Below are 16,278 nucleotides of genomic sequence, written 5' to 3'. Positions count from 1 at the left end.
GGGGGCAAAGGTCCGGCAGGGTCAGGTCATCGGCTATGTGGGGTCGACCGGTCTTTCGACCGGCGCGCATCTGCACTACGAGCTGATCGTCAACGGCACCAAGGTGGACGCGATGAAGGTGCGTCTGCCGGGCGGCAAGTCGCTTTCCGGCGAGGCGCTGGCGCGTTTCTCCGACGAGAGAAAACGCATCGACAATCTGTTGAATATCGAAGAAAAGTCCAATCAGGTGGCAAGCCGCTGATCGGCAGGGGATTTCAGATCAACAGAGTCCGCTTATAGGAAAAGGGCCCCGTTTCCGGAGCCCTTTTTTTATGCAGCGTCGGCGGCCTCAGTGTCGGCGTCGGCTTTTGGCGGCTTGACCTTGAACAGCAGCCGGTCGGTTCCAGAGGTCACCTTGACCCGCGAACCATCGGGAATTTCCCCGCCAAGGATCATTTCCGCAAGCCTGTCCTGAACCGCCTTCTGGATCACCCGCTTCAGCGGACGCGCGCCATAGGCGGGATCGTAGCCTTTGTTGGCAAGCCAGTTACGGGCATCCTCATCCAGTTCGAGCGAAATCTTGCGATCTCCCAGCAGCGAAACGAGCCGCTTCAACTGGATTTCCACGATGGCACCCATCTCGTCCCGCCGCAGGCGATGGAAGAGGATGATATCATCGATACGATTGAGGAACTCCGGCCGGAAATGCGACCGGACACGCTCCATCACCAGTTCGCGAACCGAATCCACGTCGTCATTGTCACCCATCTGCGTCATGAATTCCGAACCGAGGTTAGAGGTCATGATGATGATGGTGTTCTTGAAATCGACGGTGCGGCCCTGGCCATCCGTCAGGCGGCCATCATCCAGCACCTGCAGCAGGACGTTGAAGACATCCGGATGCGCTTTTTCGATCTCGTCGAACAGCACGACCTGATAAGGCCGGCGGCGAACCGCTTCCGTGAGCGCCCCGCCCTCCTCGTAACCGACATAGCCGGGAGGCGCACCGATGAGCCGGGCAACGGAGTGTTTCTCCATATATTCCGACATGTCGAGGCGAACCATCGCGGTTTCGTCGTCGAACAGGAAGCGGGCCAGCGACTTGGTCAGCTCGGTCTTGCCCACGCCCGTCGGGCCGAGGAAGATGAACGAACCGATCGGCCGGTTGGGATCCTGCAGGCCGGCACGCGAACGGCGAACCGCCTTGGACACAGCCTGAACGGCCTCACCCTGCCCGACAACGGACTTGGCAAGTTCGTCTTCCATGCGCAACAGCTTTTCGCGCTGGCCTTCCAGCATCTTGTCAACCGGAATGCCGGTCCAGCGGGAAACGACATGCGCGATGTTGTCCGCCGTCACCACTTCTTGAACCATCGAGCCGGCGCCGCTGTTGTCCCGCGCTTCCGCTGCAGCCAGTTCCTTTTCGATCCCCGGAATGATGCCGTAGGTCAATTCACCCGCGCGCTGGAACTGCCCGTTGCGCTGGGCGATCGCCAGTTCGTTGCGGGCTTCGTCCAGCCGCTTCTTAAGATCGGCGGCGTGGCCGAGCTTCTGCTTTTCCGCCTGCCAGCGGGCCGTCAGCGCATCGGCCTTCTCTTCCGTATCCGCCAGTTCATCCTCAAGCTTCTTGAGCCGGTCGACAGAAGACTGGTCCGTCTCCTGCTTCAGGGCTTCGCGCTCGATCTTGAGCTGGATGATGCGGCGATCCAGTTCATCCAGTTCTTCCGGCTTGGAATCCACCTGCATACGAAGACGCGAGGCGGCCTCGTCCATAAGGTCGATTGCCTTATCCGGCAGGAAACGGTCGGTGATATAGCGATTGGAAAGCGTCGCAGCCGCAACCAGGGCCGAATCCGAGATACGGACCTTGTGGTGCTGTTCGTATTTTTCCTTCAACCCGCGCAGGATCGAGATCGTGTCCTCAACGGTCGGTTCATCCACCAGCACGGGCTGGAAACGGCGGGCGAGGGCCGGATCCTTCTCCACATGCTTGCGATATTCGTCGAGCGTGGTGGCGCCAACGCAGTGCAGCTCACCGCGGGCAAGCGCGGGCTTCAGCAGATTGGAGGCATCCATCGCCCCATCCGCCTTACCGGCGCCGACCAGCGTATGCATTTCGTCGATGAAGAGGATGATGCCGCCATTTTCAGACTGCACCTCATTGAGGACAGCCTTCAGGCGCTCTTCGAACTCACCGCGATATTTCGCACCTGCGATCAGCGCGCCCATATCGAGCGCCATCAGCTTCTTGTCTTTGAGGCTTTCGGGCACATCGCCATTGACGATGCGCAGGGCGAGGCCTTCGGCAATCGCCGTCTTACCGACGCCGGGTTCACCGATCAGCACGGGATTGTTCTTGGTACGGCGAGACAGCACCTGAATGGTACGGCGAATTTCATCGTCGCGGCCAATAACAGGATCCAGCTTGCCTTCGCGGGCCTCTTCCGTAAGATCGCGCGCGAACTTCTTCAGCGCGTCAAAGCCCTGTTCGGCATTGGCGCTGTCAGCCGTGCGGCCCTTGCGGATATCATTGATGACCTGATTGAGCGCCTGCGCCGTCACGCCGGCCTTCTTCAGAGAAGCCTGAGTGGAAGCAGAGCTTTCAATCGCAAGCGCCTGCAGAAGACGCTCGACGGTGACGAAACTGTCGCCAGCCTTTTTGGCCAGGTCTTCGGCGGTGGAAAACACCTTTGCAAGGGGAGCGGTCAGCGAGAGGCCGCCATTGCCACCGGATACCTTCGGTAATTTTGCCAGCGCGGCATCATTGGCAAGACGCGCTTCTTTCGCGTCGCCGCCAGCCCGCTCGATCAGTGATGCCGCCATGCCCTGCTCGTCATCGAGCAGCACCTTGAGAACATGTTCGGGCGAAAACTGCTGATGGTTTTCGGCAAGCGCAAAGGTCTGCGCCGATTGTAAAAAACCGCGAACGCGCTCGGAGTATTTTTCAATATTCATAGTCGAACCTCCATAGACCGGCCCGCCCGCTTTCGGCACGGCTCCGGGTGTTAGGGTTGAGGCTCCCTCAAAAGGCAAGCCCCGCTACGACAGCCGTGTTTAAGGATTTCACGATCGCCGCCTCTCGATGGTCGGTCGCCAGCAGTGTCGGCAACCTTCCATCCTGCTCGAATATGGGAGGCATTTTCATCGGTTTAAAGGGGAAGAAATCCGGCCGTCGAGAAATTTTCCCGGGAAGTTGACGGGCGTCAGCTTCACCCTGCTAGCCGTGCTGGCGCGCGCGGTCATGGAATTTGGCGCGCCAAAATAAAAAACTCCGGCGAGCCGGAGTTTTTCAGTCCTGGGGCATGTCTGCCTGCGCTGTTTATTCCGCGGCGTTTTCAAGCGTGGCGGGAGCGGCATCTTCACCGGCTCCTGCATCTTCACCTTCGGCACCTTCGGCAGCCGCAGTGCGACGCGGACGGCGCTGGCGCGGACCGGCCGCCCGGCGCGCCTTCGGTGCGCGTTCGGCTGGAGCTTCCGCCTGCTGCTGTTCCTCTTCGACGGCCACCTCCATCGGCGTACCCTCGATGACGGGCTGCGGCGCCTGACTGGCGTCATAAACCGGAGGCTGCTGGTCTGCGCTCACCTGCTGGCGTGGCTGACGCTCCTGCCGCTCACGGCGGTCGGGACGTTCACGGCGCTCCTGGCGCTGCTCGTTCCGTTCGGCGCGCTCCTGGCGTTCGGGCTGCTGCGCGCGCTCGGCCTGTTCGGCCTGATGCTGCGGTGCAATGGCGCCTTCGTCACCATCGTTCAGATCCATCTCGTCGGCATCGGCGGCGTTATACTCGCCGCGGTCGTCGCGCTGGAAGCGTTCCTGCATCTGGGCCTGAGCCGAAGCGATGATGCGGTTATAATGTTCAGCGTGCTGCAGATAGTTCTCAGCGATCACGCGGTCGCCGGAACTCTGCGCGTCGCGCGCCAGAGCCGCGTATTTTTCCGCTATGTGCTGGGCTGTGCCACGGATTTTAACATCGGGGCCGGAACTGTCATAAGTCCTGGTGAGCGGGTTGCCGCCCTTGCGGTTGAAGTTGTTGTTACCGCCACCATTATTATTGTTGTTGTTTCCACGCCCCCGGCCGCGCTTGTTTTGCTGTCCTGGCCTCATCAATTGCTCACCTGAATTCTGTTTTGCTGACAATCTGGTTGTTTTCATGCAATTCCGGGCGGAAAACCGCTGGAAATTTTTCCTGAAATTGCTCCATCACGCGCCTTGCCGAAGATAACCCCAGGGCAAGACCTCGCGTATGACGACCGGCTGCGCAAATGCTGCACCGAGCCGCCTGCGAACAAAGTTTACTGATTCACATGCCGGAAACGCCCAGCCTTTCAGGGCTCTTTAAAGAACCCGCTTCGGGACTGACCCATACCCTGACGAATCTGTGTTCGTCCTCAGCCACCCGGCATGTGGCCGCAAACTATCCCGCTTCCTGCGGAAATCCAAGCCTTTTCTTTTGCTGTGCAAAATATCCTTGCAAAAAATCCGCAGACATATCGCGAACAACTATCTCCGGAAGGTCAAAACTCTGTCGTTACCGCCATAATCCTTCACGGCGTCCAGAAGAGAGAAGCCGTGGGAAGCAAATATAGCGGAAACATCAAGCCTTTGATCGAAACCGATCTCCACACCGACAATCCCGTTTTCCACAAGAAAGCGGCCTGCATCGGCAGCGATGAGGCGGTACGGTGCAAGGCCGTCCTGACCTCCATCCAGCGCCGCCAGAGGATCATGATGACGAACCTCTCGGTCAAGCGTTGCGACGATATCGCTTCTTATATAAGGCGGATTCGACACAATTATGTCAAAGCGGCCATAGATTTTTTCGAACCAGTCGCTTTGCACGGGTTCGAAACGACCGCCGAGATCATTTCGGAATGCGTTTCTCGAGGCTGTCTCCAGCGCGTCGGCAGAGATATCGCTGCCGACACCGGTGGCCTCCGGGCATTCCTTCAAAAGCGCGAGACAGATTGCCCCCGTGCCTGTGCCCAGATCGAGAATATGCGCGCTGCCCCTGGCTGAAACGGCAGCCTTCAAGGCAGGCAGCAGCGTGTCTACCAGAACCTCCGTATCAGGGCGCGGCTCGAGCGTTTCCCTCGACAAAAGAAGATCCAGGCCATGAAACTCCCGATGGCCCAGGATGCGGTGAACAGGCTCGCCGGCGGCGCGTCTTTCAACCATCGCATCAATTCGGGCTTGCTCCTCGGTCGTGAGCGACCGGTCCGGCTTCATCACGAAGTCGGTCAATGAAAAACCGACGACTTCGGCAATCAGGAGACGCGCATCGAGAAGTGGATCGGCGATCCCCGCCGCCTGCAGCCGCTTGCGGGCCGCGGCAAGTTCACTTGCGACAGTGGCCCCGGCCGGCGCGCTCAATGCTGCTCGCCGAGTTGCGCCAGCTGCCCCGCCTGATAATCGGCGATCAGCGCATCCACGAGCTCATCAATCTCGCCTTCGATCATCCGGTCCAGCTTGTAGAGCGTGAGATTGATACGGTGATCGGTGACACGGCCCTGCGGGAAATTATAGGTGCGGATGCGCTCGGAGCGGTCGCCGGAGCCCACCTGGCTCTTGCGGTCGGCCGAACGTTCACTGTCCACCTTCTGGCGCTCGATATCGTAAAGTCGTGAACGAAGAACCTGCATGGCCTTGGCACGGTTCTGATGCTGCGATTTCTCCGAGCTCGTCACGATCAGCCCTGTCGGCAAATGGGTGATGCGAACGGCGGAATCGGTGGTGTTGACGTGCTGGCCGCCGGCGCCCGACGCACGCATCGTATCGATGCGGATGTCTTCCGGGCGGATTTCGATATCGATTTCTTCCGCTTCCGGCAGCACCGCGACGGTGGCCGCAGACGTGTGGATGCGGCCGCTCGCTTCCGTTTCCGGCACGCGCTGGACCCGGTGAACGCCGGACTCGAATTTCAGCTTGGAGAACACCCCTCGCCCACTGATGGTGGCGATGATTTCCTTGTAACCGCCGGCGTCACCCTCGCTTGCGGAGAGCACTTCCACCTTCCAGCCCTTGGAAGCAGCAAAGCGCTCATACATGCGGAACAGATCGCCGGCAAATAGTGCCGCCTCGGAACCGCCGGTCCCGGCGCGTATTTCGAGGATCGCACTTTTTTCGTCCGCAGCATCCTTCGGCAGCAGCAGGACCTGCATGTCCTTTTCGAGCTCTTCGATACGGCTCTCGATCTCCGGAAGCTCCATTTCCGCCAGTTCGCGCATATCCTTGTCGGTCGTCTTGTCGGCAAGCAGCGCTTCGAGATCGGCGGCCTCAGAGATCGCCTTCTCGTATTCGCGAATTTTCTTCACCACCGGCTCGAGCTCGGAATATTCCGAAGCGAGCTTCACATAGACATCCGCAGCAGGCCCGGCCGACATACGCGCTTCGATCTCGCCGAAACGTCTTTCCAACTCGCGCATTTTTTCGACGGGAAGCTTCGCCACCAGTCACTCCAATTATGAAACAGTTCTTTTTAAATGGGAATGGAATGCGTCGCCGCAAAGCGTAACAACACCTCGCGCGCGCTTTCCAGCGAATTATGATCATCCAGCGCCGCGTTCAACTCTTCGGCAAGACTTGCGGCATCGAGCCCGAGCAGCATGGCCTTCACGGGGCCGATCGCCGTCGGCGACATGGAAATCGAACGGAATCCAAGCCCGATAAGAGCCATGGCCGAAAGTGGCTTGCTCGCCATTTCACCGCACAGCGTAACCGAAGTCTGATGCCTTTCGCCCGCCCGCACGATATCGCGAAGCATGCGCAGGAACGGCTTGCCGAGATTGTCGAAGCGATCCGAAACACGGGCGTTGCCGCGATCCACAGCCATCGAGAACTGGAAGAGATCATTCGAACCCACGGAGACGAAATCCACCTCCTGCATCAGCTCATCGAGCTGCCACATCAGCGCCGGCACCTCCAGCATGGCGCCGAACTGCAGCTTTTTTGGCAGCGCATGGCTGAATTTCGAAAGATGCTGTACTTCCTTCTGCAGCAGGTCGCGTGCAGCGCGGATTTCGGATACCTCCGTCACCATCGGCAACATCATGCGCAGTTCTGCACCGGAAGCGGCACGCAGAAGCGCGCGCATCTGCGTGCGCATCAGCCCCGGCCGGTCGAGCGACAGGCGGATCGCCCGCCAGCCGAGCGCCGGATTTTCCTCCTCCTGGCCGCGCATATATGAAACGACCTTGTCGCCGCCAATATCCAGCGTGCGGAAGGTGACGCTCTTGCCCTTGGCCTGCCGCAGAACGGAGCGGTAGAAGGCCTCCTGCTCCTCGCCCTTCGGCATGTTGGAAGCGATCATGAATTGCAGCTCGGTGCGGAACAGTCCAATGCCATCGGCACCCGATTCATCCAGCTGCGGCAGATCCACCAAAAGACCAGCATTCATCTTGAGGTTGACCTTCTGGCCATCCTTGGTGATCGGTTCGACATTGCGAAGTGCGCGGAACTGCTCCTGCCGGCGGGCACGCAGACGCACTTTTTCCTCGTAGGCGCGTTGCAGATCCGACATCGGACGCAAATGCACCTGGCCGTCATCGCCATCGATGATGATGGGATCGTTGTTTTCGGCAAGCGCTACAATGCCTGTCGCCTGCCCGATAACCGGAATGCCCATGGCGCGGGCAACGATGACGACATGGCTGGTCACCGCGCCATCTTCCAGCACCAGACCACGCAGTTTTTCGCGCGGATAATCCAGGAGTTCGGCCGCCCCCATGGCGCGGGCCAGCACGATGGCATCGAGCGGGAAATCCTGCTCCGGACCACGACCGCCAAAACCGATGAGCTGCCGAAGCAGCCGGTTGGCGAGATCGTCGAAATCATGCATGCGTTCGCGCAGATAAGGATCGGTGAGACGCATCATGCGCGCCTTGGTATCGCTCTGCACCTTCTCCACAGCCGCTTCCGCCGTCAGGCCGTTGCGGATCGCTTCTTCCATGCGTCGCACCCAGCCCTGATCGTGGGCGAACATGCGGTAGGTTTCGAGAACCTCGCGGTGTTCGCCTTCGGTCGGTACGTCACGGCGCTGCAGCATGTCATCGATGGAGAGCCGCAGCGAGCCGATAGCATCGGCAAGGCGACGGATTTCCGTGTCCGCATCTTCGTTCAGCAGGTTGGTAACGACAATGCGCGGATCGTGCAGCACCACATGGCCAAGACCGATGCCTTCGCCATAGGCGTCGCCGTCGATGGAGACGGCACGCGTCAGGTCCAGCTCGACACCGGGGCGTGTGATCTTCTTCAACTCGCCGCTCGCCACTATTTCAGCGATAAGCATCGCGGTTGTCTCGAGCGCTTCAATTTCATCCTCCCGGTATGTTCGGCTGGCCTTGTTCTGGACCACAAGAACGCCAAGAGTGCGACCGGAGCGCAAAATTGGCACGCCGAGGAAGGAATGATAAATTTCCTCACCGGTTTCAGGAAGATAGCGGAATGCGGGATGCGCCTGCGCATCGGAAAGATTGAGCGGCTGGGCGGAAGCGGCAATGGTGCCGACAAGACCCTGCCCCATTTTCAGCTGGGCAAGATGCACGGCATCCTTGTTGAGACCTTCCGTCGCATAAAGCTCAAGCACGCTGTCGGAACGCAGCACATAGACCGAGCAAACCTCCGCCACCATGTTGCCGGCGATCTGACGGACGATCTGGTCAAGGCGGTCCTGCGGTTCAAGGTGCTCCGCCATCATTTCGCGCAGCCGCTTGAGCAGGACGCGCGGACCTGCGGAAAGGTCTCTCATCGCGTTTGCTCCCCGACGCTTCCGATCCGAATGTCATAATATTCGGGAATCAAAACGTCATTTAAAAATTTATAGCGCGAGAAGCGCGTCCCGCAAGGGACACGCTTTCATGAAACGCCACATCGGAAGAACGCAACTCCGAAGAATCGGAGCATCGGGAACCGATGTCTCGGCTTAGCTCTTATCGAGGCCGTAAGCAGAATGCAAAGTGCGAACCGCAAGTTCGGCATAGGCGCCATCGATCAGGATCGAAATCTTGATCTCGGACGTGGTGATCGCCTTGATGTTGATGTTCTTCTCGGCCAGTGCCTTGAATGCGCTGGCGGCAACGCCCGCGTGGCTGCGCATGCCAATGCCGATGACCGAAACCTTGGCGAGGCCGGTTTCGTTCTGTGCAACGTCGAAGCCGATCTGGGCCTTGTTGTCATCGAGAACCTTAAGCGCCTTGGCAACGTCGCCCGAAGGAACGGTAAAGGTCATGTCGGTGCGCGAACCGTCTTCGGAAATGTTCTGCACGATCATGTCGACATTGATGTGCGCTTCCGCCAGAGGCCCGAAGATCGCGGCGGAGACGCCCGGACGGTCGGCCACGCGGCGCAGCGAGATCTGTGCTTCATCCTTGGCATAGGCGATGCCGGTTACGACTTCCTGTTCCACGATTTCATCCTCGTCACAAATCAAAGTACCGGGCGGGTTGATGAGGTCGCCCATGCCCGGCGCATCGGGATCCTCGAAACTGGAGCGAACGAAGGTGCGCACCTTGTGTACCATGGCAAGCTCGACCGAGCGGACCTGCAGGACCTTGGCACCGAGCGACGCCATTTCGAGCATTTCCTCGAAGGCGATCTTTTTCATGCGGCGAGCCTTGGGCTCGATGCGCGGATCGGTCGTGTAGACGCCATCGACATCCGTATAGATGTCGCAACGATCCGCCTTCACGGCAGCGGCAATGGCAACGGCCGAGGTGTCGGAGCCGCCGCGGCCAAGCGTTGCAATGCGGTTATCGGGACCGATGCCCTGGAAACCGGCAACAACGGCAACCTGGCCCTCGCCCATGCGTTTCACGATATCCGAGCCGTCAATCTCGAGAATGCGGGCGGCGCCATGCGCATTATCGGTGCGGATCGGGATCTGCCAGCCCTGCCAGGAGCGCGCATTGATGCCCATGGATTGCAGCGTGATCGCCAGAAGACCTGACGTCACCTGCTCGCCGGATGCAACAACCGCGTCATATTCGCGCGCATCATAAAAGGAGGCGGCATTGCTCCCCGTAATCTTTGCTGCGTTCTGCACCCAGTCAACCAGTTCGTTGGTTTTACCGGACATGGCGGAAACGACCACGGCCACTTCATGGCCGGCATCCACTTCGCGTTTCACATGCCGGGCGACATTGTGAATGCGTTCGAGGTTCGCGACGGACGTGCCGCCGAATTTCATGACAATGCGAGCCATAGCCTTGACCAGTACCATCCCATTTTCCCGCCGGCTCTTTCAAAAGACGGACGGACAAGAACAAACCCAGTCGGCTCTTCCTGACAAAGAGCCTCAAGTTGCGGGTCTCTTAGCGAAAAGGCGGGGGCCACGCAATGCCGTTTATGAACCATGCGGTACGCCTTTTTCGGGAGCCTGAACATGCAACAATGGCGCACTGACGCGCCGGCGGGATAAAGCACCCGCAAAAGAGCGTACCGCGGTGCACTGTACAAATCGGCCCATTCGCAGTATGAGCGCGGCAATGCAACCGGCCAGATGGCCGAAATGGCCTGTATCGGCTGCCCCGGAGACTTTAGGATCTATTGGTTTCGGGCGGATGCGGGCAGCTTCATATCCGAAAGACGGTAGATGACAGACACCCAGGGTATCGCCCCGGCGATCGCGCAGGCGTTGGAAAAACGCGGCTACAAAGATTTGACCCCCGTGCAGCAGGCCATGCTTGCGCCGGAACTTGCCGACAAGGACGCGCTGGTTTCCGCGCAGACCGGTTCCGGCAAGACCGTTGCCTTCGGCATCGCGCTTGCGACCACGCTGCTGCGTGACAACACCCGTTTCGGCCAGGCCGCTGCCCCTCTGGCGCTTGCCATCGCCCCCACACGCGAACTGGCCATGCAGGTCAAGCGCGAGCTGGAATGGCTTTACGAATTTGCCGGTGTCTCCATCGCCTCCTGCGTCGGCGGCATGGATATCCGCAATGAGCGCCGGGCGCTGGAGCGCGGTGCTCATATCGTCGTCGGCACGCCCGGCCGTCTCTGCGACCACATCAAGCGCAATGCACTCGATCTCTCATCGATCCGCGCTGTCGTGCTCGACGAAGCCGACGAAATGCTCGACCTCGGCTTCCGTGAAGATCTGGAATTCATTCTGGAGGAATCGCCCGAAGATCGCCGCACGCTGATGTTCTCGGCCACCGTGCCGCGCAGCATCGCCAAGCTGGCCGAAAGCTACCAGAAGAACGCCGTGCGCATCGCCACCGCTTCCGAACAGAAGCAGCATGTGGATATTGAATATCGCGCGCTTCTGGTTTCGCCTTCCGATCGCGAGAACGCCATCATCAATGCGCTGCGCTTTTACGAAGCCCGCAACGCCATCGTGTTCTGCTCCACCCGCGCCGCGGTGAACCACCTGACGGCCCGCCTGAACAATCGTGGCTTCTCCGTCGTGGCTCTCTCCGGCGAACTGACGCAGAACGAGCGCACACATGCCCTGCAGGCCATGCGTGACGGCCGCGCCCGCGTTTGCGTGGCGACAGACGTTGCCGCCCGCGGCATCGACCTGCCCGGCCTCGAACTCGTCATCCATGCCGACCTGCCGACCAATTCCGAAACGCTTCTGCACCGCTCGGGCCGCACCGGCCGCGCCGGTCAGAAGGGCGTCAGCGCCATCGTGGTGCCGGTCAGCCAGCGCCGCAAGGCCGAGCGCCTGCTCGAAGGCGCCAAGGTCAGTGCCGCATGGGTACACCCACCCTCCGTTGAAGAGATCGTCGAGCGCGACGGCGCCCGGCTTCTGGCCGATCCTACGCTGAGCGAAGCAGTGGCGGATGACGAACGCGATTTCGTGACCAAGCTGCTGGAACAGCATGGCGCGGAAAAAGTCGCGGCGGCCTTCGTGCGCCTTTATCATGCGGGACGTTCGGCACCGGAAGACATTTTTGAAGTCGCGCTTGATAACACCCGCAAGCCGCGCCGCGACAGTTTCGAAACACCCGAAAACAACGCTCCGCGCCGCGATAGGTCCGATTTCTCCGACAGTGCCTGGTTCTCCCTGTCTGTCGGTCGCAAGCAGAGCGCGGAACCGCGCTGGCTTATTCCGATGCTCTGCCGTTTCGGCAAGATCACCCGCCAGGATATCGGCGCGATCCGCATGCAACAGACTGAAACCTTCGTGGAACTGGCAGCCGACGCCGTCGACCGCTTCACCTCCGCCATCGGCAAGGACATGACGCTCGAAAAGGGCATTCGCCTCAAGGCGCTTGAGGGCAAACCCGAGATGACCGGCGGCTTCCGCGAAGACACGCGGCCGGCCAAGGCCCAGCGTAAGTTCAGCAAGTCCGACAACGCGAGCGCCCCCCGCGATGATCGCAAGGGCGAAGACAAGCCCTGGAAAAAGAAAAAGCCCTTTGGCGACAAGCCGAAATATGAGGGCAAGAAGGACAAGCCATTCGAAAAGCGTGGGCCAAAGCCGACAAAGGGCTGAGGACGCCCTTCGTTTTTAGCTCTTGCAAGAAAATGGGTCCCTTTTTGTGGGACCCAAGCCGGTCGACGACCTCCTCCGCCATGCCGGACCTGATCCGGCATCCAGCCACGACGCGTCTGCGTCGTGAGAAGACCCTTTTGCGATCAAAGACTTGATCGCGCTAGACCCCGGATCAAGTCCGGGGTGACGGAGTGGGGATGCGAAAACTTTGCAATCGATTCAGGTCGACAGATTCAGCAAAAAGCCCCGCTTTCGCGGGGCTTTCTATTTAACGCAATCACAACACCGGCAATCAGAACTCCAGCGCGCGGTCGCCGTTTTCGTCCTTGATGCGGTTCGGAAGACCGATCTTGTTCAGAAGGTTCAGGAACGGCTTCGGTGGCAGTTCTTCAACGTTTGCCATCTGCTTCACATCCCATTCGCCCGTCGCTATCAACATGGCGGCAGCAACCGGCGGAACGCCAGCTGTGTAGGAAATGCCCTGCGAGCCGACTTCTTCATAGGCTTCCTTATGGTCAGCCACGTTGTAGATGAAGACTTCGCGTTCCTTGCCGTCCTTGATACCCTTGACGATATCGCCAATGCAGGTCTTGCCGACATAATCGGGCGCCAGCGAAGACGGATCGGGCAGCACGGCCTTGACCACCTTCAGCGGCACGACTTCCAGACCTTCAGCCGTCTTGACCGGCTTTTCGGACAGCAGCCCGAGGTTCTTCAGCACGGTGAAGACATTGATATAGTGATCGCCGAACCCCATCCAGAAGCGGACATCGGCGCCGTCCATGTTCTTGGACAGCGAATGCACTTCGTCATGGCCGGTCATATAGGCCTTCTGCTTGCCGACGACAGGCAGATCGAATTCCTGGCCGACTTCGAACATCTGGTTCGTCTGCCACTGGCCATTCTGCCAGGAATAGACGACCCCGGTGAACTCACGGAAGTTGATTTCCGGATCGAAGTTAGTGGAGAACCAGCGGCCATGGCTGCCGGCATTGATGTCGACGATATCGACCGAGGTGACCTTGTCGAAATACTCATCCTTGGCAAGACGCGCATAGGCGTTGACGACGCCCGGGTCAAAACCGACACCGAGAATGGCAGTAATGCCCTTCTCCTTGCATTCTTCAGCACGCTTCCACTCGTAGTTTCCATACCACGGCGGCGTCTCGCAGATCTTGGTGGGATCCTCGTGGATCGCCGTATCCATATAGGCAACACCCGTGTCCATGCAGGCACGAAGAACGGACATGTTGACGAAAGCCGAACCGACATTGATGACGATCTGTACGCCGGTCTTGTTGATCAAGGCTTTCGTCTCCTCGATATCCATCGCGTCAAGCGCATGGGCCTCAAGTTTCACATCTGTCTTGAGGCTCTTCTTTTCGCGTACGGACTCGACAATCTTGCGGCACTTTTCCAAAGTCCGTGACGCAATATGAATGTCTCCCAATACATCGCTGTTCTGGGCGCATTTATGCGCCACGACCTGTGCTACGCCACCGGCGCCGATGATCAGAACGTTCTTCTTCATTTCAGGTGATGCCTCCTTTTCCCCGCAGGGATGAGCTTCGTTGGATGTTGAAACAGGGTTTAAGACAGGCTTTGCTCGAAATCGGCAAAGTCGAATTCACGGACGGCGCGAACCGAGCCGTCGAGTTCCTTGATGGCGATCGTCGGCATCTTCACGCCGTTGAACCAGTTTTTCTTGACCATGGTGTAACCGGCTGCGTCCTGAAAGGAGATGCGGTCACCCACTTTCAGCTCCTTGTCGAAGCGGAAATCGCCGAAAATATCGCCGGCGAGGCAGGACTTGCCGCAAACCATATAGGGATGTTCGCCCTCGTTCGGCGATACCTTGGCGCTCTCACGATAGATCAGAAGATCGAGCATGTGCGCTTCGATGGAGCTGTCGACGATAGCGAGGTTCTTGCCGTTGAACAGCGTGTCGAGAACCGTCACTTCGAGCGTCGTGCTCTTCGTGATCGAGGCTTCGCCCGGCTCAAGATACACCTGCACACCGTATTTTTCTGAGAAGGCACGCAGACGGTCGCAGAACTGGTCGAGCGGGTAATCGTCGCCAGTGAAATGAATGCCGCCGCCGAGGCTGACCCATTCGGCACGCGACAGCAGCGATCCGAATTTTTCCTCGATCTGCGTCAGCATGCGGTCGAACAGGGCAAAATCGCTGTTTTCGCAGTTATTGTGGATCATGAAACCGGAAATGCGATCCATGACCTTGTCGACCTTTGCGACATCCCATTCGCCAAGGCGGCTGAACGGACGTGCGGGATCGGCAAGATCGAAGCTCGATGAACTGACCTGCGGATTGAGGCGCAGACCGCGCGTGATGCCGGACGCCTTGTCGGCAAAGCGCTCCAGCTGGCCAATGGAATTGAAGATGATCTTGTCGGCATTCGCAATCACCTCGTCGATCTCATAATCGGCATAGGCAACGGAATAGGCATGGGTTTCACCGCCGAATTTCTCGCGGCCAAGACGGACTTCATAAAGCGAGGAGGAAGTGGTGCCATCCATATATTGCGACATGAAGTCGAACACCGACCAGGTGGCGAAGCATTTCAACGCTAACAGCGCCTTGGCACCGGATTTTTCCCGCACATAGGCAATCTTCTCCATATTGCGAAGAAGTTTTGTCTTGTCGATGAGGTAATATGGCGTCTGCAGCATCTCGTTTCACATATTGATTGAAGTCAAGGTCGGTCTTGGATGATGGGCCTTATATGATGCTTGTTACAGGAAAACAAATGTCCGGGGACTAATTCCTTAAAAATGAGGCGCGTCGAGCGGGACGAAGAAAACACATGACGTTGCGGAACCAAGTCGGTGTCGCTGCGTTTCAATCACGGGCAGGCGGGTAATTTCTGCCGCCGTAATGAAAGTCAGCGGCGTCAGTCATGGACATGTCGCCATCTTCATCAACGATGTTCAAGAAGGACTTCACTCATGGCAAGCGTGCGTAGCAGCGTTAATGACAAGATCCAGCAATCCCTCGAAAGCGGTGATGCAGCCGATGTGGCTGCGCAGCTCGCCCAGCTTCGCGAAGATCTGGCAAATCTTGCCAAGAGCGTGAAGGCGCTTGGCGTCGGTGCTTCGCATGAGCTGAAAGCTCAGGCCGCGCGTGTTGCGGACGATGCCATCTCCGCATCGAGCGACATGGCGGATACCGTGCGCAACGAGATTTCAACGCTGAATGACAATCTGACGGACCAGGTCCAGCGAAACCCGCTCCAGTCGCTCGGCATTGCGGTCGGCGTCGGTTTCGTTCTTGCCCTCCTGACACGTCGATAAGCTCATGCTTGAGGCATTGCTGGTCTATCTGGGGGAGACCCAGCGTGAAGGGCGTGTCGTCACGAGACGACTGCGCTCTGTGATCATGTTATCGGTGCTGGCGGGAATATTTTTCCTGATAGCCTTCGTGGCGGCCGTTGTAGCCGGATCGATTTACCTTGCCCGACACGTCGGCGCAGGCCCTGCAGCCCTGGTCGTCGCCGGATCCGCGTTTCTGCTTGGAGTCATCATGCTTGTGGCACTCGCCATCCTGAAGCGTCCAAGGGTCTATGCAACGAGGCCGGTCACGCCACTCGCCGCCGCAGCGCCGCTGACGGCGGCGCCGCTTGCTCTTGAGTCGTTGCTTTCACTGGCGATACAGGCGCGCCCCTATGCGACACTTGCCGTCGCCGTCGCAGCCGGGTTTCTCGCCACGAGAGCAGGTACAAAAAAGACCAAGTAACTTCTTGGCTCGCCAGCGACACCAACCGCGCATCCGGCCCATGGATGCGCGGTTTTTTTTATGTTACCCGCGAAGGATAGATTGGTTGATGGCGCACTGCGTCACGCCGCCCTTATT

Annotated in this window: 12 protein-coding genes (1 of these 12 running past the window's edge); 4 read left to right on the top strand and 8 right to left on the bottom strand. The window is 59.0% G+C overall.

From position 1 onward, the window contains the following. A protein-coding gene (locus BTN45_RS20770) for a M23 family metallopeptidase (RefSeq protein WP_112635509.1) crosses the window boundary here: on the top strand, positions 1-241 show its end. The gene continues 1,706 nt to the left of window position 1, outside the view; the window shows 241 of its 1,947 coding nt (coding positions 1,707-1,947); its start codon lies off the left edge, out of view; the stop codon is at positions 239-241. Between the two features lie 68 nt (positions 242-309). Here BTN45_RS20770 and clpB read toward each other — a convergent pair whose 3' ends face one another. The 6 genes from clpB to BTN45_RS20740 all read right to left on the bottom strand — a co-directional run bounded on the left by clpB (position 310) and on the right by BTN45_RS20740 (position 10,172). Then, positions 310-2,934 (bottom strand): ATP-dependent chaperone ClpB, encoded by a 2,625-nt coding sequence (clpB, locus tag BTN45_RS20765; RefSeq protein ID WP_207590823.1) that lies wholly within the window; start codon positions 2,932-2,934, stop codon positions 310-312. 364 nt (positions 2,935-3,298) lie between these two features. After that, a complete protein-coding gene (locus BTN45_RS20760) occupies positions 3,299-4,081 on the bottom strand; it encodes a DUF4167 domain-containing protein (RefSeq protein WP_207590822.1) in 783 nt (260 codons plus the stop codon). 396 nt (positions 4,082-4,477) lie between these two features. Next, positions 4,478-5,347 carry a peptide chain release factor N(5)-glutamine methyltransferase gene (gene prmC, locus BTN45_RS20755; protein WP_207590821.1) on the bottom strand — a complete coding sequence of 290 codons (870 nt, stop codon included), beginning with the start codon at positions 5,345-5,347 and terminating at the stop codon, positions 4,478-4,480. Continuing rightward, on the bottom strand, positions 5,344-6,423 hold the full coding sequence (gene prfA / locus BTN45_RS20750; protein WP_112635504.1) for a peptide chain release factor 1: 1,080 nt from the start codon (positions 6,421-6,423) through the stop codon (positions 5,344-5,346). Before prfA ends, prmC begins: the two co-directional genes overlap by 4 nt. A gap of 29 nt (positions 6,424-6,452) precedes the next feature. Continuing rightward, the gene (ptsP, locus tag BTN45_RS20745; RefSeq protein ID WP_004437993.1) at positions 6,453-8,720 is read right to left on the bottom strand and encodes a phosphoenolpyruvate--protein phosphotransferase; all 2,268 of its coding nucleotides are present in this window, start codon (positions 8,718-8,720) and stop codon (positions 6,453-6,455) included. A gap of 174 nt (positions 8,721-8,894) precedes the next feature. Further along, positions 8,895-10,172: an aspartate kinase gene (locus BTN45_RS20740; protein WP_006698035.1), complete on the bottom strand. Its 1,278-nt coding sequence runs from the start codon at positions 10,170-10,172 to the stop codon at positions 8,895-8,897. Between the two features lie 390 nt (positions 10,173-10,562). Here BTN45_RS20740 and BTN45_RS20735 point away from each other — a divergent pair, with 390 nt between their 5' ends. Beyond that, complete coding sequence (locus BTN45_RS20735; protein ID WP_022563496.1) at positions 10,563-12,410, top strand: DEAD/DEAH box helicase; 1,848 nt, start codon at positions 10,563-10,565, stop codon at positions 12,408-12,410. 292 nt (positions 12,411-12,702) lie between these two features. On the opposite strand, the gene BTN45_RS20730 is transcribed toward BTN45_RS20735, so the two are convergent. Next, positions 12,703-13,941 carry a saccharopine dehydrogenase family protein gene (locus tag BTN45_RS20730; protein ID WP_207590820.1) on the bottom strand — a complete coding sequence of 413 codons (1,239 nt, stop codon included), beginning with the start codon at positions 13,939-13,941 and terminating at the stop codon, positions 12,703-12,705. Positions 13,942-14,000: 59 nt separating this feature from the next. Further along, a complete protein-coding gene (nspC, locus tag BTN45_RS20725) occupies positions 14,001-15,098 on the bottom strand; it encodes a carboxynorspermidine decarboxylase (RefSeq protein WP_004437985.1) in 1,098 nt (365 codons plus the stop codon). A 276-nt stretch (positions 15,099-15,374) separates the two neighbouring features. Between nspC and BTN45_RS20720 the strand changes: the two genes are divergently transcribed. Then, the gene (locus BTN45_RS20720; protein ID WP_004437983.1) at positions 15,375-15,719 is read left to right on the top strand and encodes a DUF883 family protein; all 345 of its coding nucleotides are present in this window, start codon (positions 15,375-15,377) and stop codon (positions 15,717-15,719) included. A 4-nt stretch (positions 15,720-15,723) separates the two neighbouring features. Next, positions 15,724-16,161 carry a hypothetical protein gene (locus BTN45_RS20715; RefSeq protein WP_207590819.1) on the top strand — a complete coding sequence of 146 codons (438 nt, stop codon included), beginning with the start codon at positions 15,724-15,726 and terminating at the stop codon, positions 16,159-16,161. The last annotated feature ends 117 nt before the right edge of the window (positions 16,162-16,278 follow it).

Origin of the sequence: Rhizobium sp. ZX09 (assembly GCF_017357485.1) — a bacterium.
Taxonomy (GTDB): Bacteria; Pseudomonadota; Alphaproteobacteria; order Rhizobiales; family Rhizobiaceae; genus Agrobacterium; species Agrobacterium pusense.
Note: the sequence above shows the minus strand (reverse complement) of the source record. Positions and strands in the feature narration are given on the sequence as shown.